This window comes from Curtobacterium sp. ISL-83, assembly GCF_018613895.1.
Taxonomy (GTDB): Bacteria; Actinomycetota; Actinomycetes; order Actinomycetales; family Microbacteriaceae; genus Curtobacterium.
This window is the reverse complement of record NZ_JAGGPH010000007.1, coordinates 173516-195649: the sequence shown is the minus strand read 5'-3', so window position 1 is coordinate 195649 and position 22134 is coordinate 173516. Positions and strand designations below refer to the sequence as shown.

The 22134-nt window shown below is 67.6% G+C and carries 32 protein-coding genes; all 32 read left to right on the top strand.

The features are described 5' to 3' along the window. The first annotated feature begins 8 nt into the window (after positions 1 to 8). The 32 genes from pilM to rplO all read left to right on the top strand — a co-directional run bounded on the left by pilM (position 9) and on the right by rplO (position 22110). Positions 9 to 1061, top strand: coding sequence for a type IV pilus assembly protein PilM (gene pilM, locus J7E22_RS05420; RefSeq protein WP_214979662.1), 1053 nt, complete (start codon positions 9 to 11; stop codon positions 1059 to 1061). 134 nt (positions 1062 to 1195) lie between these two features. Beyond that, complete coding sequence (locus tag J7E22_RS05415) at positions 1196 to 1819, top strand: hypothetical protein (RefSeq protein ID WP_214979660.1); 624 nt, start codon at positions 1196 to 1198, stop codon at positions 1817 to 1819. Between the two features lie 3 nt (positions 1820 to 1822). Continuing rightward, a complete protein-coding gene (locus tag J7E22_RS05410; protein ID WP_214979659.1) occupies positions 1823 to 2668 on the top strand; it encodes a hypothetical protein in 846 nt (281 codons plus the stop codon). A gap of 234 nt (positions 2669 to 2902) precedes the next feature. Further along, a complete protein-coding gene (locus J7E22_RS05405) occupies positions 2903 to 3463 on the top strand; it encodes a hypothetical protein (protein WP_214979657.1) in 561 nt (186 codons plus the stop codon). 67 nt (positions 3464 to 3530) lie between these two features. Next, entirely contained in the window at positions 3531 to 3977 is a 447-nt protein-coding gene (locus J7E22_RS05400; RefSeq protein WP_214979655.1) for a DUF6121 family protein, read from the top strand. Between the two features lie 37 nt (positions 3978 to 4014). Beyond that, entirely contained in the window at positions 4015 to 5229 is a 1215-nt protein-coding gene (locus tag J7E22_RS05395) for a hypothetical protein (protein WP_214979654.1), read from the top strand. A gap of 273 nt (positions 5230 to 5502) precedes the next feature. Continuing rightward, the gene (gene rpsL, locus J7E22_RS05390; RefSeq protein WP_017885540.1) at positions 5503 to 5871 is read left to right on the top strand and encodes a 30S ribosomal protein S12; all 369 of its coding nucleotides are present in this window, start codon (positions 5503 to 5505) and stop codon (positions 5869 to 5871) included. Between the two features lie 5 nt (positions 5872 to 5876). Further along, positions 5877 to 6347, top strand: coding sequence for a 30S ribosomal protein S7 (rpsG, locus tag J7E22_RS05385; RefSeq protein ID WP_056121395.1), 471 nt, complete (start codon positions 5877 to 5879; stop codon positions 6345 to 6347). A gap of 100 nt (positions 6348 to 6447) precedes the next feature. Beyond that, positions 6448 to 8565 (top strand): elongation factor G, encoded by a 2118-nt coding sequence (fusA, locus tag J7E22_RS05380; protein WP_214979652.1) that lies wholly within the window; start codon positions 6448 to 6450, stop codon positions 8563 to 8565. 149 nt (positions 8566 to 8714) lie between these two features. Then, entirely contained in the window at positions 8715 to 9902 is a 1188-nt protein-coding gene (tuf, locus tag J7E22_RS05375; protein WP_214979650.1) for an elongation factor Tu, read from the top strand. Positions 9903 to 10056: 154 nt separating this feature from the next. Then, positions 10057 to 11034 (top strand): DNA topoisomerase IB, encoded by a 978-nt coding sequence (locus tag J7E22_RS05370; protein ID WP_214979648.1) that lies wholly within the window; start codon positions 10057 to 10059, stop codon positions 11032 to 11034. Between the two features lie 81 nt (positions 11035 to 11115). Then, entirely contained in the window at positions 11116 to 11910 is a 795-nt protein-coding gene (locus J7E22_RS05365; RefSeq protein ID WP_214979646.1) for a DarT ssDNA thymidine ADP-ribosyltransferase family protein, read from the top strand. Positions 11911 to 12434: 524 nt separating this feature from the next. Next, positions 12435 to 12743: a 30S ribosomal protein S10 gene (gene rpsJ, locus J7E22_RS05360; RefSeq protein WP_022903286.1), complete on the top strand. Its 309-nt coding sequence runs from the start codon at positions 12435 to 12437 to the stop codon at positions 12741 to 12743. A gap of 13 nt (positions 12744 to 12756) precedes the next feature. After that, positions 12757 to 13410, top strand: a complete 654-nt coding sequence (gene rplC / locus J7E22_RS05355) for a 50S ribosomal protein L3 (protein ID WP_214979644.1) — start codon at positions 12757 to 12759, stop codon at positions 13408 to 13410. Positions 13411 to 13412: 2 nt separating this feature from the next. After that, positions 13413 to 14072: a 50S ribosomal protein L4 gene (gene rplD / locus J7E22_RS05350; RefSeq protein ID WP_214979642.1), complete on the top strand. Its 660-nt coding sequence runs from the start codon at positions 13413 to 13415 to the stop codon at positions 14070 to 14072. Beyond that, complete coding sequence (rplW, locus tag J7E22_RS05345; RefSeq protein WP_214979640.1) at positions 14069 to 14368, top strand: 50S ribosomal protein L23; 300 nt, start codon at positions 14069 to 14071, stop codon at positions 14366 to 14368. The genes rplD and rplW overlap by 4 nt, the downstream gene beginning before the upstream one ends. Positions 14369 to 14386: 18 nt before the next feature. Further along, positions 14387 to 15226: a 50S ribosomal protein L2 gene (gene rplB / locus J7E22_RS05340; RefSeq protein WP_214979638.1), complete on the top strand. Its 840-nt coding sequence runs from the start codon at positions 14387 to 14389 to the stop codon at positions 15224 to 15226. A gap of 11 nt (positions 15227 to 15237) precedes the next feature. Further along, the gene (gene rpsS / locus J7E22_RS05335; protein WP_214979636.1) at positions 15238 to 15519 is read left to right on the top strand and encodes a 30S ribosomal protein S19; all 282 of its coding nucleotides are present in this window, start codon (positions 15238 to 15240) and stop codon (positions 15517 to 15519) included. 25 nt (positions 15520 to 15544) lie between these two features. After that, positions 15545 to 15937 (top strand): 50S ribosomal protein L22, encoded by a 393-nt coding sequence (gene rplV / locus J7E22_RS05330; protein WP_214979634.1) that lies wholly within the window; start codon positions 15545 to 15547, stop codon positions 15935 to 15937. Next, complete coding sequence (gene rpsC, locus J7E22_RS05325) at positions 15937 to 16749, top strand: 30S ribosomal protein S3 (protein WP_214979632.1); 813 nt, start codon at positions 15937 to 15939, stop codon at positions 16747 to 16749. Before rplV ends, rpsC begins: the two co-directional genes overlap by 1 nt. Positions 16750 to 16751: 2 nt before the next feature. After that, positions 16752 to 17171 carry a 50S ribosomal protein L16 gene (gene rplP, locus J7E22_RS05320; RefSeq protein WP_214979630.1) on the top strand — a complete coding sequence of 140 codons (420 nt, stop codon included), beginning with the start codon at positions 16752 to 16754 and terminating at the stop codon, positions 17169 to 17171. Beyond that, positions 17171 to 17491, top strand: coding sequence for a 50S ribosomal protein L29 (gene rpmC, locus J7E22_RS17860; RefSeq protein WP_022903278.1), 321 nt, complete (start codon positions 17171 to 17173; stop codon positions 17489 to 17491). Before rplP ends, rpmC begins: the two co-directional genes overlap by 1 nt. Then, on the top strand, positions 17491 to 17775 hold the full coding sequence (rpsQ, locus tag J7E22_RS05310; RefSeq protein ID WP_092091219.1) for a 30S ribosomal protein S17: 285 nt from the start codon (positions 17491 to 17493) through the stop codon (positions 17773 to 17775). The genes rpmC and rpsQ overlap by 1 nt, the downstream gene beginning before the upstream one ends. A 31-nt stretch (positions 17776 to 17806) precedes the next feature. Continuing rightward, on the top strand, positions 17807 to 18175 hold the full coding sequence (gene rplN, locus J7E22_RS05305) for a 50S ribosomal protein L14 (RefSeq protein WP_111083462.1): 369 nt from the start codon (positions 17807 to 17809) through the stop codon (positions 18173 to 18175). Between the two features lie 3 nt (positions 18176 to 18178). Then, positions 18179 to 18538, top strand: a complete 360-nt coding sequence (gene rplX / locus J7E22_RS05300) for a 50S ribosomal protein L24 (RefSeq protein ID WP_214979627.1) — start codon at positions 18179 to 18181, stop codon at positions 18536 to 18538. Further along, entirely contained in the window at positions 18538 to 19128 is a 591-nt protein-coding gene (gene rplE, locus J7E22_RS05295) for a 50S ribosomal protein L5 (protein WP_214979626.1), read from the top strand. The genes rplX and rplE overlap by 1 nt, the downstream gene beginning before the upstream one ends. Positions 19129 to 19282: 154 nt before the next feature. Continuing rightward, positions 19283 to 19681, top strand: coding sequence for a 30S ribosomal protein S8 (gene rpsH / locus J7E22_RS05290; protein ID WP_214979625.1), 399 nt, complete (start codon positions 19283 to 19285; stop codon positions 19679 to 19681). Between the two features lie 6 nt (positions 19682 to 19687). After that, positions 19688 to 20224 (top strand): 50S ribosomal protein L6, encoded by a 537-nt coding sequence (gene rplF / locus J7E22_RS05285; RefSeq protein WP_214979624.1) that lies wholly within the window; start codon positions 19688 to 19690, stop codon positions 20222 to 20224. 2 nt (positions 20225 to 20226) lie between these two features. Then, positions 20227 to 20598 carry a 50S ribosomal protein L18 gene (rplR, locus tag J7E22_RS05280; RefSeq protein ID WP_214979623.1) on the top strand — a complete coding sequence of 124 codons (372 nt, stop codon included), beginning with the start codon at positions 20227 to 20229 and terminating at the stop codon, positions 20596 to 20598. Beyond that, the gene (gene rpsE, locus J7E22_RS05275; RefSeq protein ID WP_374193255.1) at positions 20595 to 21464 is read left to right on the top strand and encodes a 30S ribosomal protein S5; all 870 of its coding nucleotides are present in this window, start codon (positions 20595 to 20597) and stop codon (positions 21462 to 21464) included. Before rplR ends, rpsE begins: the two co-directional genes overlap by 4 nt. Then, positions 21464 to 21649, top strand: coding sequence for a 50S ribosomal protein L30 (gene rpmD / locus J7E22_RS05270; RefSeq protein WP_214979622.1), 186 nt, complete (start codon positions 21464 to 21466; stop codon positions 21647 to 21649). Before rpsE ends, rpmD begins: the two co-directional genes overlap by 1 nt. Continuing rightward, positions 21646 to 22110 (top strand): 50S ribosomal protein L15, encoded by a 465-nt coding sequence (rplO, locus tag J7E22_RS05265; protein ID WP_214979620.1) that lies wholly within the window; start codon positions 21646 to 21648, stop codon positions 22108 to 22110. Before rpmD ends, rplO begins: the two co-directional genes overlap by 4 nt. Positions 22111 to 22134 lie beyond the last annotated feature (24 nt).

Here is a 22134-nt window from a genome sequence, read left to right as displayed (position 1 = left end):
AAGACGGCATGAGCAAGCACATAGTCGGCATCGACATCGGAGCAGAAGCGATCCGAGCGGTCGAAGTCGCTGACGCGGACAAAGCCCAGCCGACGATCGTTCGTGTTGCTGAGGTTCCCGTGCCCACCGACGCGACGAAGCATGGCGAGGTGCTCCAAGCGAACACCGTTTCGGTGGCGTTCCGCGAACTCTGGTCGATCGGGCGCTTCCGGACCAAGGACGTGGTCCTGGGGATGGGTAACCAACGCGTGCTGTCGCGCGATCTGACCGTGCCCAAAGCCCCCCTTGCCCAGATCCGCGAGTCGCTCCCGTTCCAGGTCCAGGACATGCTCCCGGTTCCCGTCGGAGATGCAATCCTCGACTTCTACCCCATTGACGAGGGTATCGGTGAAAGCGGCCCGGTCGTCCACGGCCTCCTGGTGGCGGCTATCAAGGACGCGGTGCTCGCAAACGTGCGCGCAGCAGAACTCGCCGGCCTGAACCCCGTGGGTGTCGATCTGATCCCCTTCGCACTCACGCGCGTCCTCGCTCCTCGGGTGGCCGGCTCGGGCACCGTGGCGATCGTGGATTGCGGTGGCAACACGACCTCGATCGTCATCGCGCGCGATGGCGTCCCGCGGTTCGTCCGGATCATCCCGACCGGTGGTGACGACGTCACGAAGGCGATCGCTGCGCGGCTGGAAATCCCAGTCTCCGAAGCAGAGGCGGTCAAACGGTACTTCGGCCTGGTCGGGCAGCCACGGACGCCTGACGACAGTCGGGCTGTGGCCGCCACGCGGGAGACCGTCGGCGAGCTCCTCACGAGCATCCGCAACACCGTGACCTACTACACCAACACCCGACCTGACGAGACGATCCAGGGGATCGTGGTCGTCGGCGGCGGTGCGGCTCTCCCTGGGTTCCGCGAGGGCCTTGGAGACGTTTCTGGACTTCCCGTCGCCCTCGGCGACCCGTTCGTCTCAGCCCGGACAGCCCGTGGTGTCAGCCCCGAGGTGCTCAGAGAGCGCGCCGCGTCCCTCTCGGTGGCCTGGAGTCTCGCAGTCGGAGGACGAGCAGCATGACCGAGATCATCGACACGACGACCGATCACCCCCGTTCCGACCCGGGAGGGCGCGCTCGGAGAGGTGGTGAGCCGGTTCGAGCGCCTCGTGCCCGCGGCAAGGCACGACAGCTCGTGGTGGGCGGGGTCCCGCGGGTGGACCTCCTCCCCGGCGAGGTCCACGTCAGCCGGCGCCAGCGCGCAGTGGTCCGGCGTGTCTGGGCGGGTGTCGTGGCGATGGCGGTGGCAGTGGGGTTGTTGGCGGGCTGGGCTTCGCTCGACCGGATGGCAGCAGAGCAAGACTTGACGACAGCGCAAGGCGAGACCGTCACGCTCCTCCAGCAGCAACTTCGCTACCGGGACGTCCGGGTTACCGAGGGCGCCACCACGCTGCTCAAGGCCGCGCAACAGGTCGGCGGCTCGACTGAGGTCGATTGGGCGGCCACGCTCCGATCGGTCCAGTCGAAGCTCCCGGCGGGTGTGAAGATCACCGGTCTGACCGTGGACTCAGCATCGCCCACGCAGTCCTACGCGCAGTCGGACGACCCGCTCCAGGGCGCGCGCATCGCTACCCTGACCTTCGACGCGTCCAGTTCGACGCTGCCGTCCGTCCCAGAATGGTTGACGTCGGTTCGGAGTATGCGGGGATTCGTGGATGCAAACGCGAATTCGGTCGCTCGGGCCGACGACGGAAGCGGCTACCGGGTCAACATGACGATCCACCTCAACGAGAAAGCGTTCGACGGCGCATACGCTGCCACGAACGCGACGAAGGGCTGACCGATGTCGCGGAACCGGATGAGCCTGTTGCTCGCAGTCGTCGCGATGGCCATCGTCGCCGTCGGGGGCTTCTTCCTCGCGATCCAACCACAGCTCGCGGCGAGTGCCGCTGCCCGTGCTCAGACGCGTACGGTCCAGACGTCCAACGACGCGAACCGTGCCGAACTCTCGCGCCTCTCCGCCCAAGCGGCGAAGTTGCCAGCCATGCGTCGCGAGCTGACCGCTCGAACTGCCTCGGTGCCCGCCGGGGCGGATCTGCCCGCATTCATCGACGAGCTCGACGGAGTCGCCGCCTCGTCGGGCATGCAGGTGTCCTCGTTCACGTCGAGCGACGCAGTGGCTTACGCTCCGGCCACCCCCGCGTTGGCGGCGGGCGCTGCCGCAGGAGGAGCATCCGCCACTCCGAGTCCAGGACCGTCTACCGGCACCAGCGCCAGTGCTGCACCAGCGGTTCCCGTGGCTCCCGTGGCTCCGACCGCCGTCACGAACCCTTCGATCACCGGCGAGAACCTCTCGGTGATCCCGGTCACCGTCGCTGTGGATGGGTCCTTCGACCAGGCGCTCGCGTTTGTCAGAGGAATGCAGAGTGGTGCACGGCTCTTCCTCATCACGACCATCTCATCGACGGCGACGAGCGGTGACGGCGGTTCCGCGAGCAACAACTCCACGTGGACCTTCGGCGGCTCGATCTACGTCCTCGACACGTCGACGTCGACGGCGACGGGAACCGGCGCGACCGGCACTGATGCGACCGGCACCGGCGCCACAGGGACCGGGACGAACACCCCCGGGACGACCACTCCGGGTACTGCGGCGACCGGCACCGCCACCCCCGCCGCGAAGCGCTGATCCGGCGCTCTCCATCACCCCACGGACTGGGGTGGCAACGCCACGCCGATCGACTTCCGCACCGCTCACCGTCCTGATTACGATGCTGCTCGGCGCCGCGCTCGCGGTTGCTCGTCACCCCTCGGACGGTCGATCCAAATCGGTCGTCCATCGTCGTGCCCGGAGTCGCGCGTGTTGGTCGGAATCGTCGAATTCCTTGGGTGGTTCGGTGCTGTAACTGTCTTGGCAGGTTACATGCTCTTCTCCGCAGGGAAGCTCTCGAACGGCCCCGTCTACCAGCTGATCAACCTGGTCGGCGGCCTGTCCATCGCGGTCAACGTCGCGGCGCACCACGCGATCCCGTCGACGGTGGTGAACGGCATCTGGTCGATCGTCGCCCTCGTCGTGCTCATCCGGACCGCGGCCGTTCGGCGCTCCGAGCGACGTGGTCAGCCGCACGACCTCGGCCAGGCCGCGCCGAGCCCTGCCGTCGGTCTCGCGGAACCACCGGCGACGACCGCGGTGCTCCGGGTCGTCGGTCCTGCGCTCCGTGATCACGGGAACGGCGCCGACCCTGCGGCGGCGACGGTGAACCTGCCCGCAGCAACCGCAGCAACCGCGACCTCCCTGCCGGAGCCGACCCCGGTCCTCCAGATCGGGTCACCGGCCGGAGCGCCACCGGCCCCGATGACCGAGACGGTCCCCGTGATCACGGCGACCATCGCGCTCGCCCTCGTAGCTGCCGCGCACCAACAGCACGAGCAGCACGAGCAGGAACAGCAGCAAGAGCACCAGCAGCACGACCAGCTGCGATAGCGCACCCGCCAGCCTGTACCTCCACTTCCCCGAGCGGCCCCGGAGTCCCCGGCGCTACGATCGCCCCATGTCCCGGTGGTTGATCGCGACGATGACGTCGGTCCTCTTCATCGCGCTCGTCGTCGCCGTGACCGGCTTCGAGGCGCTCCTCGCCGACGTCGAGCCCGTCTCCCAGCCCGACGCCACCCCGTACCTCGGCCCCGCGATGGTCGTCGCCGGCGCGATCGTGGTGTTCCTCGCGACCGCTGTCGGCGCCCGCGAGGGGAACCCCGGAGTGACGGGACTCGTCGCCGCGGCAGCGGCCTACCTCGTGATGCTCGGCGTCGGGGCGGTCGGCTACACGCTGATCCGTGGCGACGTCACGGAACTCCTGGTCTTCCCGGCCGGGTACGCGCTCGGGCCGTTCGTGGTCGGCGCGGTGGTCGTGGCGCTGGTCTCGGTGATCGGCGGCGTCGTGATGGCCCGTCACCAGCGAGGCGTGGAGCGCCGCCAGGGCGACACCGCCCAGCGGTAGGATCGCGGGGCACGCCGTACCACGCCACGGGGGAACCATGACGGACCAGCACCAGCGAGACGGATGGGGATCCGTCCCGCACGTCGACTCGATCAGCGGGACCACTGACGGTCCACCGAGCGGCGCGGGAGCGGCTGTCGCCTCCGCCGTCGCGCATGACCGGTCTGGAGGCGCGTGGAGCGTCCCCAACGGTGCGTCGACTGTGCCGGACGGCCGGCTCGCACCCCGCCGGAAGCTCCGCCGTGGTGCGCTCGTCTCGATCATCGCCGGTGGCGCCGTCGTGCTCCTGCTGCTCGTCGCGGGTGTCGTCGGGTACGGCGTCGGCACGAGCACCCACTCCGCGGACCGCCCCGTCCGCGCGTTCCTCGACGACCTCACGGCGGGCCGGGTCGACGCGGCGCTGCGTGACGCGGGGGTCGCCCACACCAAGACCGACGTCCTGCTGACGGACGCCGCCTACGCCAAGGCCACACGCAAGGTCACCGGCTACCGGATCGCCGCCGTGCGCGAGGACGGCGACACGGCGACCGTGGGGGCGTACCTCCGGCAGGGCGGTCAGGACGTCTCCGCGACCTTCACCCTCGACAAGACCGGCACGGACTGGGGGGTCTTCCCGATCTGGAAGCTCGAGGCCCCGCGGCTCGGGACGGTCGACCTCACCGTGCAGGGGCCCGCCGGCGCGACCGCCACGGTCGGCGGCCAGTCCGCGACGACCACGAAGGACGGTTCGGTCACGCTCAAGGTGCTGCCCGGGACCTACGACGTCGGCGTCGACGGGGGCAAGTGGTACACGGCCGATGCGACCACCGCGACGGTGCAGGGCTTCGGGGACACCGCGCCGGCGCCGGTCACGCTCGCGACCAAGCTGACGGCCGCGGGGGCCCAGTCGGCGAAGGCCGCGGTGGACGCGTGGGTCAACGGGTGCATCGCCTCGAAGGACCCGGCGCCGTCCGGCTGCAGCTTCTACGCCTACGGCGAGGACCCGTCCTACACGTACTCGAACGAGCAGTGGACGCTGCAGACGAGGCCGGTCGTCTCCGTGGGTGACTGGGGTGCCGGCGGCTGGCTGATCACCACGACGACCTTCGGCCGGGCGACCTTCACGGCGGACATCTCCGGGCCCGGGGGCGTGGGCACGGCCTCCGCGGGACCGATGAACGTCAACGCGAGCGGGTACATCACGGGCTTCACCAGCGGCGGTGCGACCTTCCGGTCCGCGATCGGCAACGGGTCCTCCGACTCCGGTTCCTGACGAGCGACTCCGCAACCGTCGACGACGTTCGCTCAGAGCGCCCCGCGCGAGCTTGCTCCGGCCTGCCCTGGATTGATTTCACGCGGGTGCGCAGGTAGTCTTGCTCGGGTGTGCGCCCTCGGGCGCGCCTTGATCGTCCGGCACGGATCACGTCCCTCGCCGGACCAATCCGTCCCCGCCTCCATCATCCGCCTTCCGGCGGTGATCAGCGTGGGACGAGGAAGTCGGCGGTCCGCGCCGACCAGAGAGCACGAGCGAGAACCAGGAGAACAGTTGCCTACTATCCAGCAGCTGGTTCGCAAGGGTCGTACGCCGAAGGTCACCAAGACCAAGGCGCCCGCCCTGAAGGCGAACCCCCAGCAGCGTGGTGTGTGCACCCGCGTCTACACCACCACCCCCAAGAAGCCCAACTCGGCACTGCGCAAGGTCGCTCGTGTGAAGCTCTCGAACGGTACCGAGGTCACGGCCTACATCCCCGGTGAGGGCCACAACCTCCAGGAGCACTCGATGGTGCTCGTGCGCGGCGGTCGTGTGAAGGACCTGCCCGGTGTCCGCTACAAGATCATCCGCGGCGCGCTCGACACGCAGGCCGTGAAGAACCGTAAGCAGGCTCGTAGCCGCTACGGCGCGAAGAAGGGTTGAGTTAGATGCCTCGTAAGGGTCCCGCCCCCAAGCGTCCCGTCGTTGCCGACCCGGTCTACGGCGCCCCGATCGTCAGCCAGCTGGTCAACAAGATCCTGCTGGACGGCAAGAAGGGCCTCGCCGAGCGCATCGTCTACGACGCACTCGAAGGGGTCACCGCCAAGAACCAGCAGGACGCCGTCGTGACGCTCAAGAAGGCGCTCGACAACGTCCGTCCCACCCTCGAGGTCCGGAGCCGCCGTGTCGGTGGCTCGACCTACCAGGTCCCGGTCGAGGTCAAGCCGCACCGCGCGAACACCCTCGCGCTCCGCTGGCTGACCTCGTACGCCAAGGCCCGTCGCGAGAAGACGATGACCGAGCGTCTCATGAACGAGATCCTCGACGCGTCGAACGGTCTCGGTGCCGCGGTCAAGCGTCGCGAGGACACGCACAAGATGGCCGAGTCGAACAAGGCCTTCGCCCACTACCGCTGGTAAGTCCGGCTGGTAGTCCCGGCACCGTCCGGGTGCCGGTGGTCAAGAACCACCGGCACCCGGACGGCCGCCAAGCTCTCCTACAACTCTTCCGGAGGAACCTGTGGCACAGGACGTGCTCACTGACCTGAACAAGGTCCGCAACATCGGCATCATGGCGCACATCGATGCTGGCAAGACCACGACGACCGAGCGCATCCTGTTCTACACGGGCATCACGCACAAGATCGGTGAGGTCCACGACGGCGCCGCCACGATGGACTGGATGGCGCAGGAGCAGGAACGCGGCATCACGATCACGTCGGCTGCGACGACCTGCTTCTGGGACAACAACCAGATCAACATCATCGACACCCCGGGTCACGTGGACTTCACGGTCGAGGTGGAGCGTTCGCTCCGCGTCCTCGACGGTGCCGTCGCCGTGTTCGACGGGAAAGAGGGCGTCGAGCCCCAGTCCGAGACGGTGTGGCGTCAGGCGGACAAGTACAACGTCCCCCGCATCTGCTTCGTCAACAAGATGGACAAGCTCGGCGCGGACTTCTACTACACCGTCGACACCATCGTGAACCGTCTCGGCGCGGAGCCCCTCGTGCTCCAGCTGCCGATCGGTGCCGAGAGCTCCTTCGAAGGCGTCGTGGACCTCGTCCAGATGCGTGCACTCACCTGGCGCGGCGACGCCAAGGGTGACGTCGAGATGGGCGCGAAGTACGACATCGAAGAGATCCCGGCCGACCTGCAGGAGCGCGCCGCCGAGTACCGCGAGAAGCTCATCGAGCGCGTGGCCGAGGCGGACGACGTGCTCATGGAGCGCTACCTCGAGGGCGACACCGACTTCACCGTCGCCGAGATCAAGGCAGCGATCCGTGCCCTCACCGTGAGCAGCACGCTCTACCCGGTCCTCTGCGGTTCCGCGTTCAAGAACCGCGGCGTCCAGCCGATGCTCGACGCGGTCATCGACTACCTCCCGTCCCCGCTCGACGTGCCGCCGATGATCGGCCACGACGTCAAGGACGAGGAGAAGGAGATCATCCGCAAGCCCGACGCGACGGAGCCGTTCTCGGCGCTCGCGTTCAAGGTCGCGGTGCACCCCTTCTTCGGTCGTCTGACCTACGTCCGCGTGTACTCCGGCTCGATCGAGTCCGGTGCACAGGTCATCAACTCGACCAAGGGCAAGAAGGAGCGCATCGGGAAGATCTTCCAGATGCACTCCAACAAGGAGAACCCGGTCGCCAACGTGACCGCCGGCCACATCTACGCGGTCATCGGCCTGAAGGACACCACCACCGGTGACACCCTGTGCGACCCGCAGCACCAGGTCGTCCTCGAGTCGATGACGTTCCCGGAGCCGGTGATCGAGGTCGCCATCGAGCCGAACACCAAGGCTGACCAGGAGAAGCTCTCCACGGCCATCCAGAAGCTCGCCGAAGAGGACCCGACGTTCCGCGTCGAGCTCAACGCCGAGACCGGTCAGACGACGATCAAGGGCATGGGCGAGCTCCACCTCGACATCCTCGTCGACCGCATGAAGCGTGAGTTCCACGTCGAGGCCAGCGTCGGCAAGCCCCAGGTGGCCTACCGCGAGACGCTGACCAAGGTCGTCGAGCGCTACGACTACACCCACAAGAAGCAGACCGGTGGTTCCGGCCAGTTCGCGAAGGTGCAGATCGCGCTCGAGCCGATGGAAGTCACCGCCGAGAAGGTCTACGAGTTCGTGAACGCGACCTCCGGTGGCCGCGTCCCGCGCGAGTACATCCCGTCGGTCGACGCCGGCATCCAGGACGCCATGCAGGTCGGCGTCCTCGCGGGCTACCCCACCGTCGGCGTCCGCGCGACCCTCAAGGACGGCGCGGCGCACGACGTCGACTCGTCCGAGATGGCGTTCAAGATCGCCGGGTCCATCGCCTACAAGGAAGCGGCCCGCAAGGCCGGTCCGGCGATCCTCGAGCCGATCATGGCCGTCGAGGTCCGTACTCCGGAGGAGTACATGGGCGACGTCATCGGTGACCTGAACTCCCGTCGTGGCCAGATCGCCTCGATGGAGGACGCCTCGGGCGTCAAGGTGGTCCGCGCGAGCGTGCCGCTGTCCGAGATGTTCGGCTACGTCGGCGACCTGCGGTCGAAGACCTCTGGTCGTGCGGTCTACTCGATGACCTTCGAGACCTACAGCCAGGTCCCGGCCAAGGTCGCCGAGGAGATCATCGCGAAGAACGCGGGGGAGTAACGCTCCAGCGTTTCTCCACAGGCGAGGGAGCCCGGCGACGGGCCCCTCGTCACCAAGTACAGTAAAGACACACACACCGCGCGCCAACGGCCCGGGCCCATCCAGGGCCGACCGGGGGCGTTGCATCCGAGTCCTGAGGAGGACCCACAGTGGCCAAGGCCAAGTTCGAGCGGACCAAGCCGCACGTCAACATCGGAACCATCGGTCACGTCGACCACGGCAAGACCACGCTCACGGCGGCGATCACCAAGGTTCTGCACGACCAGTACCCGGACCTCAACGAGGCCCGTGACTTCGCGCAGATCGACAACGCTCCCGAGGAGCGCCAGCGCGGCATCACGATCAACATCTCGCACGTCGAGTACCAGACCGAGAAGCGTCACTACGCGCACGTCGACGCCCCCGGTCACGCTGACTACGTGAAGAACATGATCACGGGTGCGGCGCAGATGGACGGCGCGATCCTCGTGGTCGCCGCCACCGACGGCCCGATGCCCCAGACGCGTGAGCACGTGCTGCTCGCCCGTCAGGTCGGCGTGCCGTACATCGTCGTCGCGCTGAACAAGTCCGACATGGTGGACGACGAGGAGATCCTGGAGCTCGTCGAGCTCGAGGTCCGTGAGCTCCTCGGCTCGCAGGAGTTCGACGAGGACGCCCCCGTCGTGCAGGTCTCCGCGGTCGGTGCCCTCAACGGTGAAGAGAAGTGGGTCAAGTCCGTCCAGGACCTGATGGCCGCCGTCGACGAGTCCGTTCCGGACCCGGTGCGCGCGACCGACCAGCCCTTCCTCATGCCGATCGAGGACGTCTTCACGATCACGGGTCGTGGCACGGTCGTCACCGGCCGTGTCGAGCGTGGCACGCTCGACCTGAACTCCGAGGTCGAGATCGTCGGCATCCGCCCGACGCAGAAGACCACGGTCACGGGCATCGAGATGTTCCGCAAGCTGCTGGACAAGGCTGAGGCGGGCGACAACACCGGCCTCCTCATCCGCGGCCTCAAGCGCGAGGACGTCGAGCGCGGCCAGGTCGTCGTGAAGCCGGGTTCGGTCACGCCGCACACGAACTTCACCGCGAACGCGTACATCCTGAACAAGGACGAGGGCGGGCGTCACAACCCGTTCTACGCGAACTACCGCCCGCAGTTCTACTTCCGCACCACGGACGTCACCGGCGTCATCACGCTGCCCGAGGGCACCGAGATGGTCATGCCCGGCGACACCGTGTCGATGACGGTCGAGCTGATCCAGCCGATCGCCATGGAAGAGGGCCTCCGTTTCGCCATCCGCGAGGGTGGTCGTACGGTCGGTGCCGGTACGGTCGAGAACATCATCAAGTAACTCCGGTTACCTGCGGCAGCGGGGTCGGGCCTCTGGGTCCGGCCCCGCTTTCGTGTCCGCACCCACCACCGGCCTGGAGGCGCGGTGCGGGCCCGCACTGCGCCTCCCGTCCGACCGGGGACGGTCCCAGGCATCGCCGAGTTGGCTCGGAGACGTGACTCGTCTCCGCCGCTCCGCGACCAACGGTCGCGGCTACCGCCGCATCCGCACCGGACGCGGGTACTCGTACCGCGACCCGAGCGGCCAGACCGTCACCGACCCGGAGATCCGGCAGCACCTCGACGAGTTCGTCATCCCACCGGCATGGGACGACGTCTGGATCTCGCCCTACGACAACGGGCACATCCTCGCCACGGGTCTCGACGGCGCCGGTCGGCGGCAGTACATGTACCACCCGTCCTGGCGCGAACGCATGGACAAGATCAAGTACGACCGTGCGCTGGCACTGGCGGAGTCCCTGCCGGCCGCGCGACGGATGGTGACACAGGACCTGCGGCGACCGGAGCCGGACCGGCAGCGAGCACTCGCGGCGGCGTTCCGGATGCTCGACCAGGGATCCCTGCGTGTCGGGTCGGAGCGGTACGCCACCGAACACGGCAGCCGGGGCCTGTCCACGCTGCTCTGTGCGCACGCCCACGTCCGCGGGGACGTCATCGAGCTGGACTTCCCGGGCAAGAGCGGGCAGGAGTGGTCGTCGACCATCCACGACCACGACCTCGCACGGGTGATCGCCGGCATGAAGCGTCGCGGGGCGAACGCACGGCTGCTGTCGTTCCGCGCGGCCCGCGGCGCCGACTGGGAGCCGCTCGCCGCCGAGGACATCAACGCCTACGTCAAGGAGCGCGCGGGCGACGAGTTCACCGCGAAGGACTTCCGCACGCTGCACGGGACGGTGGCCGCGGCCGTCGACCTCGCGAAGACCGGGCCGCAGTCGAGCCAGGCCAAGCGCAAGAAGGCGGTGTCGCACGCGGTGAAGGCGGCCAGTGACGAGCTCGGGAACACGCCGACGGTGTGCCGGCAGAGCTACATCGACCCGCGGCTCCTGGACGCGTACGACCACGGCGAGACGATCGACCCCAACCGGCTCCGAGCCGCCGAGAGCGAGGTCCGTGCCCTGCTCTACCGACAATGACCCCGCGCGCGCCCAGGATGACGTAGCGTTGGACGATGTGCCGGACCACCCCCACACGGCACGGAAGGACACACACCAGTCGTGACCGACGAGTGCATCCACGGGTTCCCCACCGAACTCTGCGACATCTGTTCCCCCAGGCAGCGCGATCCGCTGCTCGACGCGGTGCCCGCTCCGCGCCGAACCCGCATCACCACGTCCCTGCGATCGGCCCCGACGGCGTCCGCCTCGCGGGCCGCGGCGGCCGCCCTCGCTGAGCCGCGCGTCTTCGCGACGCTCCGGGCGCACCACGTGACGCACGTCGACAACTTCGCGTCGATCGTCTCCGACGGCGCCATCAGCGCAGCGGACCAGGCGCCCGTCTCCGTGGACGTCAGTTCGCCGGAGACCCGTGCGGCGCGGGCAGCCACGTACGCGCCCGATGGCACGCCCGTCGCCGCGCACGTGCCCTTCACGCTCTCGCCCGACGCGACCCGCTGGGACGAGCTCCGCCGCGGTGCCGAGGGCGAGCGGTGGTCCGACGCGGCTCGTCGGACCCGTGCGACGGACTACGTCGTGCTCGTCGTCCCGGTGTCCGCGTTCGGAGCGTCCGTGATCGTCGCCGACAAGGACGCCGACCTCGAGGACGCCCGGTTCGCCGTGGGCCCCGAGGCTGCGACGAACCTGATCCGCCGCACCGACTTCACCGACCCGGAGATGCACGAGCTCGAGCTGCTGGCTGGGCCGAGTGTGCCGTTCTCCGCCGTCGCGGTCGTCGGTGTCCCGAACGACCGCATCCGACAGGACGTCAAGGCGATCCTGTCCGAGTACGGCGGACACGCACCGCGGGTGGCGGTCTTCCCACCGTGGTTCGTGCCTCCTGTGATCGAGGAGTAGCCGCTCCCCGACATGCCCTCCGGACCATCTCCGGAGGGCATGTCGCGTTGCGGGGGCGGGTCGTGCCTCCCGGCCGCCGATCGCCGTCGATCCGCGGAACGCAGCCCGAGGCGGAGTCCCCGCGACCGCGACACGCCCGGGTTGCACGGATCGCGTGCCTATGCGAAACTTGTCCAGTTCCGAATTCCGCAGGCGCTCGCGCACGCAGGATCACTGCTCTGGCAGTGCACAACCCCCTTGTTCAGCAGGGCTGGGTTGGGCCGCAGGCAGCAGAACGCGTTCGATCCTCCGAACACCACGGACGGCACTGCTGTGCCCGACGTGCGGAGCGGTCGACATGCCCACGCTGGACGGCCCTGGTCGCCCCGCGCGGTTGACAGGAGAACAGCGGTCATCCCCAGCGGATGCGGCCGGTTGGTTCAGGAAAACAGCCAAGCCCGTGCGCGGTGCACCACACCGCCCGGAGTATAGGCGACGTCAGGCGGCCCGGAAGGGTGCGCGGCGTAGAGAGAGGACACACACACATGGCGGGACAGAAGATCCGCATCCGGCTCAAGTCGTACGACCACGAGGTCATCGACACGTCGGCCCGGAAGATCGTCGACACGGTGACCCGTGCCGGCGCGACCGTGGTCGGCCCGGTGCCGCTCCCCACCGAGAAGAACGTGGTCACCGTGATCCGTTCCCCTCACAAGTACAAGGACTCGCGCGAGCACTTCGAGAAGCGCACGCACAAGCGGGTCATCGACATCGTCGACCCGACGCCGAAGGCCGTCGACTCGCTCATGCGTCTCGACCTGCCGGCCGACGTCAACATCGAGATCAAGCTGTAAGGGGGCTGCACTGATGGCGAATTCACTCAAGACCGTCAAGGGCCTCCTCGGCAAGAAGCTCGGGATGACCCAGGTGTGGGACGAGAACAACAAGTTCATCCCCGTCACCGTGATCGAGGTGGGCACGAACGTGGTCACCCAGATCCGCAACGTCGAGCGCGACGGCTACGAGGCGATCCAGATCGCCGCCGGCGCCATCGACCCGCGCAAGGTCAACAAGCCGGCCGCTGGTCACTTCGAGGCCGCCGGGGTCACCCCGCGCCGCACCCTCACCGAGATCCGCACCGCGGACGCCGCTGAGTACGCGCTCGGCCAGGAGCTCACCGTCGACACGTTCGTCGCGGGCCAGAAGGTCGACGTCGTCGGCACCTCCAAGGGCAAGGGCTTCGCGGGTGTCATGAAGCGTCACGGCTTCCACGGCGTCGGCGCCTCGCACGGTGCACACCGCAACCACCGCAAGCCCGGCTCGATCGGTGCTTCCTCGACCCCGTCGCGTGTCTTCAAGGGCATGCGCATGGCCGGTCGTATGGGTGGCGACCGGGTCACCGTCCTCAACCTCACGGTGCACGCCGTCGACGCCGAGAAGGGTCTGCTGCTCGTCAAGGGCGCCGTCCCCGGTGCCCGCGGTCGCTCCGTCTTCGTCCGCACCGCCGTGAAGGGTAAGTGATCATGGCCACCACGACTGCAACCACGATCGACGTCCTCGATGCAACGGGCGCCAAGTCCGGCACCGTCGAGCTCCCTGCCGAGCTCTTCGACGTCGAGACCAACGTTCCGCTGATCCACCAGGTCGTCACCGCGCAGCTCGCCGCCGCGCGTCAGGGCACCCACAAGACCAAGAACCGCGGCGAAGTCCGCGGTGCCGGTCGCAAGCCGTTCAAGCAGAAGGGCACCGGCCGCGCCCGTCAGGGTTCCGTCCGTGCTCCCGAGCACACCGGCGGTGGCGTCGTCCACGGACCGACCCCGCGTGACTACTCGCAGCGCACCCCGAAGAAGATGATCGCCGCAGCGCTGCTCGGCTCGCTCTCGGACCGCGCCCGCGGTGGCCGCATCTCCGCGGTCGACAGCTTCGTCGTCGCCGAGGCGCCGTCGACCAAGACCGCACGGACGCTCATCGAGAAGGTCGCGCCCGTCAAAAACGTGCTCGTCGTGCTCGAGACGGACGACGAGCTCACGCTCAAGTCGATCCGCAACCTGCCGAACGTCCACGCGCTCTCGTACGGCCAGCTGAACGCCTACGACGTCCTCAAGTCGGACGCCATCGTCTTCAGCAAGAGCGCCCTCGACGCCTTCATCGCGTCGAAGACCGCGAAGGAGATCACCGCATGAGCGGCTTCAACAAGGACCCGCGCGACATCATCATCTCGCCGGTCGTCTCGGAGAAGAGCTACGGCCTGATCGACCAGGGCAAGTACACGTTCGTCGTGGACCCCCGGTCGAACAAGACCGAGATCAAGCTCGCCATCGAGAAGATCTTCGACGTCAAGGTCGCGAGCATCAACACGCTGAACCGGACGGGCAAGACCCGTCGCACGAAGTTCGGTCTGGGCAAGCGCAAGGACACCAAGCGCGCCATCGTGACGCTCAAGTCCGGTTCGATCGACATCTTCACGGCTGTCGGCTGAGGACCAGAGGGATAAATCATGGCTATTCGTAACTACAAGCCGACGACCCCTGGTCGTCGCGGTTCCTCGGTCGCCGACTTCGCCGAGATCACCCGTTCGACTCCGGAGAAGTCCCTGCTTCGTCCGCTGCCGAAGACCGGTGGTCGAAACAGCTCCGGCCGGATCACGACCCGTCACATCGGTGGTGGACACAAGCGCCAGTACCGCGTGATCGACTTCCGTCGTTCCGACAAGGACGGCGTGGACGCCAAGGTCGCGCACATCGAGTACGACCCGAACCGCACCGCGCGCATCGCGCTCCTGCACTACGTGGACGGCACGAAGCGCTACATCATCGCGCCGAACAAGCTCAAGCAGGGCGACGTCATCGAGCAGGGCCCCGGGGCTGACATCAAGCCCGGCAACAACCTGCCGCTCCGCAACATCCCCGTCGGTACCGTGATCCACGCGATCGAGCTCCGTCCCGGTGGCGGCGCGAAGATGGCCCGGTCCGCCGGCGCCTCGGTGCGTCTCGTCGCCAAGGACGGCCCCTACGCGCAGCTCCGTCTGCCGTCGGGCGAGGTCCGCAACGTCGACGCCCGTTGCCGCGCCACGATCGGCGAGGTCGGCAACGCCGAGCAGTCGAACATCAACTGGGGCAAGGCCGGCCGCATGCGCTGGAAGGGCGTTCGCCCGACCGTCCGTGGTGTCGCCATGAACCCGGTCGACCACCCGCACGGTGGTGGTGAGGGCAAGACCTCTGGTGGCCGTCACCCGGTCAGCCCCTGGGGCCAGTCCGAGGGCCGCACGCGGAAGCCGAACAAGCCGAGCGACAAGCTCATCGTCCGTCGCCGTAACGCCGGCAAGAAGCGCAAGTAGGAGTTCAGAAGATGCCACGCAGTCTGAAGAAGGGCCCCTTCGTCGACGAGCACCTGCTCCGCAAGGTCGTCACGCAGAACGAGGCCAACACGAAGAACGTGATCCGTACGTGGTCGCGTCGTTCGATGATCGTCCCGAACATGCTCGGTCACACGATCGCCGTGCACGACGGGCGCAAGCACATCCCGGTGTTCGTCACCGAGGCGATGGTGGGTCACAAGCTCGGCGAGTTCGCGCCGACCCGCACCTTCCGTGGTCACGTGAAGGACGACAAGAAGGGCCGTCGCCGCTAGGGCGGCGACGCAGAGGAGGAACGAAATGGTGGAGTCGATCGCACGCGTGCGTCACATCCGCGTCACGCCTCAGAAGGCCCGTCGCGTCATCGAGCTGATCCGCGGCAAGCAGGCCCACGAGGCGCTCGCCATCCTGAAGTTCGCCCCCCAGGGCGCTTCGGAGCCCGTGTACAAGCTGGTCGCCTCGGCGATCGCGAACGCACGGGTCAAGGCTGACTCGAGCAACAGCTTCCTCGACGAGCGCGACCTCTACGTGAGCCGCGTCTTCGTCGACGAGGGCACGACCCTGAAGCGGTTCCAGCCGCGTGCCCAGGGCCGCGCCTTCCGCATCAACAAGCGCACCAGCCACATCACGGTCGTCCTCGCGACGCCGGATGAGGCCGAGGTCGTCGCGACGAGCAAGAAGGCGAGCAAGTAATGGGCCAGAAGGTCAACCCGTACGGCTTCCGTCTCGGGATCACGACGGACCACGTCTCGCACTGGTTCACCGACAGCACGAAGCCGGGTCAGCGTTACGCCGACTACGTGGCCGAGGACATCAAGGTGCGCGAGTACCTGAAGAAGACCCTCGACCGTGCCGGCGTCGCCCGCATCGAGCTCGAGCGCACCCGTGACCGCGTCCGCGTGGACATCCACACGGCGCGTCCCGGCATCGTCATCGGCCGTCGCGGCGCCGAGGCGGAGCGCGTTCGCGGTGAGCTCGAGAAGCTCACCAAGAAGCAGATCCAGCTGAACATCCTCGAGGTCAAGAACCCCGAGACCGAGGCCCAGCTCGTCGCGCAGGGCATCGCCGAGCAGCTCTCCGCTCGTGTCGCGTTCCGTCGCGCCATGCGCAAGGGCCTGCAGGGTGCACAGCGCGCCGGCGCCAAGGGTGTCCGCATCCAGGTGTCGGGTCGTCTCGGCGGCGCCGAGATGTCGCGCTCGGAGTTCTACCGCGAAGGCCGTGTGCCGCTGCACACCCTCCGCGCGAACATCGACTACGGCTTCTACGAGGCCCGGACCACGTTCGGCCGCATCGGCGTGAAGGTCTGGATCTACAAGGGCGACATCACGAACAAGGAGCTCGCTCGCGAGCAGGCGAACCAGCGTTCGTCGCGCCCCGAGCGTCGTGGCGGCCCCCGTGGCGAGCGCAGCGACCGCGGTGCAGACCGTCGTGGCGGCGACCGTGGCGACCGTCGCCCGCAGCAGGCCCCGCAGGACGCGCCGGCCGGCGCAGGAGTTGAGGCGTAACCATGCTTATTCCCCGTCGAGTCAAGCACCGCAAGCAGCACCACCCGAAGCGCACGGGCCAGGCCACCGGTGGCACCAAGGTGTCGTTCGGTGAGTACGGCATCCAGGCGCTGACCCCCGCCTACGTGACCAACCGTCAGATCGAGTCCGCTCGTATCGCCATGACGCGTCACATCAAGCGTGGCGGCAAGGTGTGGATCAACATCTACCCGGACCGCCCGCTCACGAAGAAGCCCGCTGAGACCCGCATGGGTTCCGGTAAGGGTTCGCCCGAGTGGTGGGTCGCCAACGTCAAGCCGGGTCGTGTGCTCTTCGAGCTCTCCGGCGTGAGCGACGAGATCGCTCGCGAGGCACTCACCCGTGCCATTCACAAGCTGCCCCTCAAGGCACGCATCATCAAGCGCGAGGAGGGCGACGCATAATGGCGATCGGTTCCAAGGAGCTCCGTCCGACGGAGCTCGACACGTTCGAGAACGAGCGTCTCGCTGACGAGCTGAAGAAGGCCAAGGAGGAGCTGTTCAACCTCCGCTTCCAGTCGGCCACCGGCCAGCTGGAGAGCCACGGCCGCCTCCGTGCCGTCAAGCGCGACATCGCCCGTATCTACACCGTCCTCCGCGAGCGCGAGCTCGGCATCCGTGCCACTCCCGCGCCCGTCGAGACCGCCACCAAGGCCAAGAAGACGACGAAGAAGGCCGACAAGCCGGCCGAGTCGACCGAGGCCGAGACCGCCGAGGAGAACTGATGGCGAACGAAGAGAAGACCTCCGCCGCCTCCACTCGCGGCTACCGGAAGACCCGTCGTGGCTACGTCACGAGCGACAAGATGGACAAGACCATCGTGGTCGAGGTCGAGGACCGCGTGAAGCACGCGCTCTACGGCAAGATCATCCGTCGCACCTCCAAGGTGAAGGCGCACGACGAGCTCGGCACCGCTGGTGTCGGCGACCTCGTCGTGATCAGCGAGACCCGTCCCCTCAGCGCCTCCAAGCGCTGGCGCCTGGTCGAGATCCTCGAGAAGGCCAAGTAGGCCTCGGCCTGCTTCGGAATAGGAGACAGCAGTGATTCAGCAGGAATCCCGCCTGAAGATCGCCGACAACACGGGTGCCAAGGAGATCTTGACCATCCGCGTGCTCGGTGGCTCGGGTCGTCGGTACGCCGGCCTCGGTGACGTCATCGTGGCCACCGTGAAGGACGCCATCCCCGGCGGCAACGTGAAGAAGGGTGACGTCGTCAAGGCGGTCATCGTTCGCACCAAGAAGGAGACCCGTCGTCAGGACGGCTCCTACATCAAGTTCGACGAGAACGCGGCAGTGATCCTCAAGGCCGACGGCGACCCGCGCGGAACGCGCATCTTCGGTCCGGTCGGTCGCGAACTTCGCGACAAGAAGTTCATGAAGATCATCTCGCTCGCGCCGGAGGTGCTGTAAGCCATGGCGAACATCAAGAAGGGTGACCTGGTCCAGGTCATCACGGGTGCCAAGCAGGAGCGCGGCGGTGACCGTGGCAAGCAGGGCAAGGTCATCGAGGTGCTGCGCGAGAAGAACCGCGTCGTCGTCGAGGGCGTGAACTTCGTCACGAAGCACGTCCGCGTCGGTCAGACCCAGCGTGGCTCGAAGACCGGTGGCATCGAGCAGCACGAGGCCCCGATCCACGTGTCGAACGTCGCGCTCGTCGACCCGAAGACCAAGAAGCCGACCCGCGTCGGCTTCCGTATCGAACAGGTGGAGAAGGACGGCGTCACCAAGACCGTCCGCGTCCGCTACGCCAAGAAGTCTGGTGAGAAGCTCTGATGACTGACACGACTGCCGTGCCGGCTGGCAAGATCCAGCCGCGCCTCAAGCAGAAGTACAAGAACGAGATCGCCGCGGCGCTCACCGAGCAGTTCGGGTACGCGAACGTCCACCAGGTCCCCGGCCTGGTCAAGGTCGTCGTGAACACCGGTGTCGGCGAGGCCGCTCGTGACTCGAAGATCATCGAGGGGGCCATCAAGGACCTCACGGCGATCACCGGTCAGAAGCCGCAGGTCACGAACGCCCGCAAGTCCATCGCGCAGTTCAAGCTGCGGGAGGGTCAGGCCATCGGCGCCCACGTCACGCTCCGTGGCGACCGCGCCTGGGAGTTCCTCGACCGCCTCCTCTCGCTCGCCCTGCCCCGCATCCGCGACTTCCGCGGTCTCAGCGACAAGCAGTTCGACGGGAACGGCAACTACACGTTCGGTCTCACGGAGCAGTCCGTGTTCCACGAGATCGACCAGGACCGCATCGATCGCGTCCGTGGCTTCGACATCACCGTCGTGACCACCGCGAAGACGGACGACGAAGGACGCGCGCTGCTCCGTCAGCTCGGGTTCCCGTTCCGTTCTGCTGAGCAGACGGTCTAAGATACTTCGAGCGGTGCGGGCCGGAGGGCGAAAGTCCTCCGGCCCGCACGCACGAACACACCGATCTCGGGGAATCGCTCCGAGATCACTCGATCGCTCAGGTCGGCATTCGTGGAACGGGTGTCGAAACCAGGCGAGAAATGGATGAACCATCATGACGATGACCGATCCGGTCGCAGACATGCTGACCAGATTGCGGAACGCGAACTCGGCGCACCACGACGCCGTCTCGCTTCCGAGCTCCAAGCTCAAGAAGAACATCGCCGAGATCCTCAAGCGCGAGGGCTACATCAGCGAGTGGAAGATCGAGGACGCCCGAGTCGGGCAGACCCTCAAGATCGACCTCAAGTACGGCCCTGAGCGTGAGCGTTCGATCGCCGGCATCAAGCGCGTCTCCAAGCCGGGCCTGCGTGTCTACGCGAAGTCGACGGAGATCCCCCAGGTCCTCGGTGGCCTCGGCGTGGCGATCCTCTCGACCTCCTCGGGGCTGCTGACCGACCGCGAAGCCGAGCAGAAGGGCGTGGGTGGGGAAGTCCTCGCCTACGTGTGGTGATCGACAATGTCTCGAATCGGACGTCTTCCCATTGACATCCCCGCTGGCGTGACCGTCTCCATCGACGGTCAGAACGTCGCGGTCAAGGGCCCGAAGGGCGAGCTCGCGCTCGTCGTGGCGGAGCCCATCCAGGCCAAGGTCGAGGAGAACCAGGTCCTCGTCACCCGTCCGGACGACGAGCGTTCCTCGCGCGCCCTCCACGGCCTGACCCGCACCCTCATCGCGAACAACATCCTTGGTGTCACCCAGGGGTACTCGAAGGGCCTCGAGGTCGTCGGCACCGGTTACCGCGTGCAGGCCAAGGGCAACAACGTCGAGTTCGCGCTCGGGTACTCCCACCCGATCACGGTCGAGCCGCCGGCGGGCATCAGCTTCGCCGTCGAGGGCAACAACAAGCTCACCGTGACCGGCATCGACAAGCAGGCCGTCGGCGAGGTGGCTGCCAACATCCGCAAGCTGCGCAAGCCGGAGCCCTACAAGGGCAAGGGTGTCCGCTACGCGGGCGAGATCGTGCGCCGCAAGGCCGGAAAGTCAGGTAAGTGATCATGGCTCTCGGTATCCGAGGAAAGAGCAAGACGGCCGCCAAGGCGCGCCGCCACAACCGTCTTCGCAAGAAGATCAACGGCACCGAGGCGCGTCCGCGCCTCGCCGTCACCCGCTCGTCGCGTCACGTGTTCGTGCAGGTCATCGACGACGCGAAGGGTCACACCCTCGCCAGCGCGTCGACGATGGAGGCCGACCTCCGTTCGTTCGACGGTGACAAGACCGCCAAGGCCCGTCGCGTCGGCGAGCTGCTCGCCGAGCGCGCCAAGGCAGCCGGCGTCGAGGCCGTGGTCTTCGACCGCGGCGGTAGCAAGTACGCCGGTCGCGTCGCCGCGATCGCCGACGGTGCCCGTGAAGGAGGGCTGAACCTGTGAGCGACATCGCGAACACCAACGAAGACGCCAACGTCGAGTCGACTGAGGCAACCGAGTCCACCGAGGCAACCGAGGCCACGGCGACCACCGAGTCGACCGAGACCACGGAGTCGACCGAGACCGAGGCGACCGACGCCGACGCCACGAGCGCCGAGGCCCCTGCGGCCAAGGAGCCCGAGGTCCCCGTCGTCGAGCGTCCTGTCGAGACCGCCGCGGGTTCGGCATCGAACAACCGCGACTCCGCTGACAACCGTGGCCGCCGTGGTGGCGGACGCGACCGTCAGCAGGGTGGCGGCCGTGGCAACGACCGCAACGGGCGGGGTGGCGACAGCCAGTTCCTCGAGCGCGTCGTAACCATCAACCGCGTCTCCAAGGTCGTCAAGGGTGGTCGTCGCTTCAGCTTCACCGCGCTCGTCGTCGTCGGTGACGGCAACGGTCTGGTGGGTGTCGGCTACGGCAAGGCCCGCGAGGTCCCGACCGCCATCTCGAAGGGCGTCGAGGAAGCGAAGAAGAACTTCTTCCGCGTCCCCCGCGTCGGCAACACGATCCCGCACCCGGTGCAGGGCGAGGCCGCTGCCGGCGTCGTGCTGCTGCGTCCGGCCGCTGCCGGTACCGGTGTCATCGCCGGTGGTCCGGTCCGCGCCGTGCTCGAGTGCGCCGGCATCCACGACGTGCTGAGCAAGTCGCTCGGGTCGTCGAACACCATCAACATCGTGCACGCGACCGTCACGGCGCTGCAGCAGCTCGAGGAGCCGCGCGCGGTGGCGAGCCGTCGCGGTCTCCCCGTCGACCGGGTCGTCCCGGAGCGTCTGCTGCGGGCCGAGGCAGCTGCACTGCGTGCCACGTCCGAGAAGGCAGGTGCGTGATGGCGATGCTGAAGATCACGCAGATCAAGTCCGTTATCAGCGAGAAGCAGTACCAGCGCGACACCCTGCGCAGCCTGGGCCTCAAGCGCATCGGCCGTACGGTCCTGCGCGAGGACAACTCCCAGAACCGCGGGTACGTCGCAACGGTGGCGCACCTCGTGAAGGTCGAGGAGGTTGACGCATGAGCGACGAGAAGAACGAGCGCGTGCAGGTGCTGAAGCTGCACCACCTCCGCCCGGCCCCGGGTGCCAAGAAGGACCGCACCCGTGTTGGTCGCGGTGAGGGCTCCAAGGGCAAGACCGCCGGTCGTGGTACCAAGGGCACGAAGGCCCGTTACCAGGTCCGGGTCGGCTTCGAGGGTGGGCAGATGCCGCTGCACATGCGCACCCCGAAGCTCCGCGGGTTCAAGAACCCGTTCCGCGTCGAGTACCAGGTCGTGAACCTGGACAAGATCGCGGAGCTCTACCCGAACGGTGGCGACGTCACCGTTGCGGACCTCGTCGCCAAGGGCGCCGTCCGCAAGAACGAGAAGGTCAAGGTTCTCGGTCAGGGTGACATCAGCGTGAAGCTCACGGTCTCGGTCGACAAGGTCTCGGCGTCCGCCGCCGAGAAGATCGCGGCTGCTGGCGGCACCGTCTCCCAGTAACCCCCGTCGGCGGCCCGTGCGTTT

Coding starts and splice junctions, on each gene's coding strand:
- J7E22_RS05405 (WP_214979657.1), top strand. CDS start 2,903: ATGCTCTTCTCCGCAGGGAAGCTCTCGAACGGCCCCGTCTACCAGCTG.
- rpsJ (WP_022903286.1), top strand. CDS start 12,435: ATGGCGGGACAGAAGATCCGCATCCGGCTCAAGTCGTACGACCACGAG.
- J7E22_RS05410 (WP_214979659.1), top strand. CDS start 1,823: ATGTCGCGGAACCGGATGAGCCTGTTGCTCGCAGTCGTCGCGATGGCC.
- rplD (WP_214979642.1), top strand. CDS start 13,413: ATGGCCACCACGACTGCAACCACGATCGACGTCCTCGATGCAACGGGC.
- rplC (WP_214979644.1), top strand. CDS start 12,757: ATGGCGAATTCACTCAAGACCGTCAAGGGCCTCCTCGGCAAGAAGCTC.
- rpsH (WP_214979625.1), top strand. CDS start 19,283: ATGACGATGACCGATCCGGTCGCAGACATGCTGACCAGATTGCGGAAC.
- rpsG (WP_056121395.1), top strand. CDS start 5,877: ATGCCTCGTAAGGGTCCCGCCCCCAAGCGTCCCGTCGTTGCCGACCCG.
- rplW (WP_214979640.1), top strand. CDS start 14,069: ATGAGCGGCTTCAACAAGGACCCGCGCGACATCATCATCTCGCCGGTC.
- rpsQ (WP_092091219.1), top strand. CDS start 17,491: ATGGCGAACGAAGAGAAGACCTCCGCCGCCTCCACTCGCGGCTACCGG.
- rpsS (WP_214979636.1), top strand. CDS start 15,238: ATGCCACGCAGTCTGAAGAAGGGCCCCTTCGTCGACGAGCACCTGCTC.
- rplR (WP_214979623.1), top strand. CDS start 20,227: ATGGCTCTCGGTATCCGAGGAAAGAGCAAGACGGCCGCCAAGGCGCGC.
- rplP (WP_214979630.1), top strand. CDS start 16,752: ATGCTTATTCCCCGTCGAGTCAAGCACCGCAAGCAGCACCACCCGAAG.
- rplF (WP_214979624.1), top strand. CDS start 19,688: ATGTCTCGAATCGGACGTCTTCCCATTGACATCCCCGCTGGCGTGACC.
- rpmC (WP_022903278.1), top strand. CDS start 17,171: ATGGCGATCGGTTCCAAGGAGCTCCGTCCGACGGAGCTCGACACGTTC.
- rplV (WP_214979634.1), top strand. CDS start 15,545: ATGGTGGAGTCGATCGCACGCGTGCGTCACATCCGCGTCACGCCTCAG.
- pilM (WP_214979662.1), top strand. CDS start 9: ATGAGCAAGCACATAGTCGGCATCGACATCGGAGCAGAAGCGATCCGA.
- rpmD (WP_214979622.1), top strand. CDS start 21,464: ATGGCGATGCTGAAGATCACGCAGATCAAGTCCGTTATCAGCGAGAAG.
- rpsC (WP_214979632.1), top strand. CDS start 15,937: ATGGGCCAGAAGGTCAACCCGTACGGCTTCCGTCTCGGGATCACGACG.
- rplX (WP_214979627.1), top strand. CDS start 18,179: ATGGCGAACATCAAGAAGGGTGACCTGGTCCAGGTCATCACGGGTGCC.
- rplO (WP_214979620.1), top strand. CDS start 21,646: ATGAGCGACGAGAAGAACGAGCGCGTGCAGGTGCTGAAGCTGCACCAC.
- rplE (WP_214979626.1), top strand. CDS start 18,538: ATGACTGACACGACTGCCGTGCCGGCTGGCAAGATCCAGCCGCGCCTC.
- J7E22_RS05400 (WP_214979655.1), top strand. CDS start 3,531: ATGTCCCGGTGGTTGATCGCGACGATGACGTCGGTCCTCTTCATCGCG.
- J7E22_RS05395 (WP_214979654.1), top strand. CDS start 4,015: ATGACGGACCAGCACCAGCGAGACGGATGGGGATCCGTCCCGCACGTC.
- rplB (WP_214979638.1), top strand. CDS start 14,387: ATGGCTATTCGTAACTACAAGCCGACGACCCCTGGTCGTCGCGGTTCC.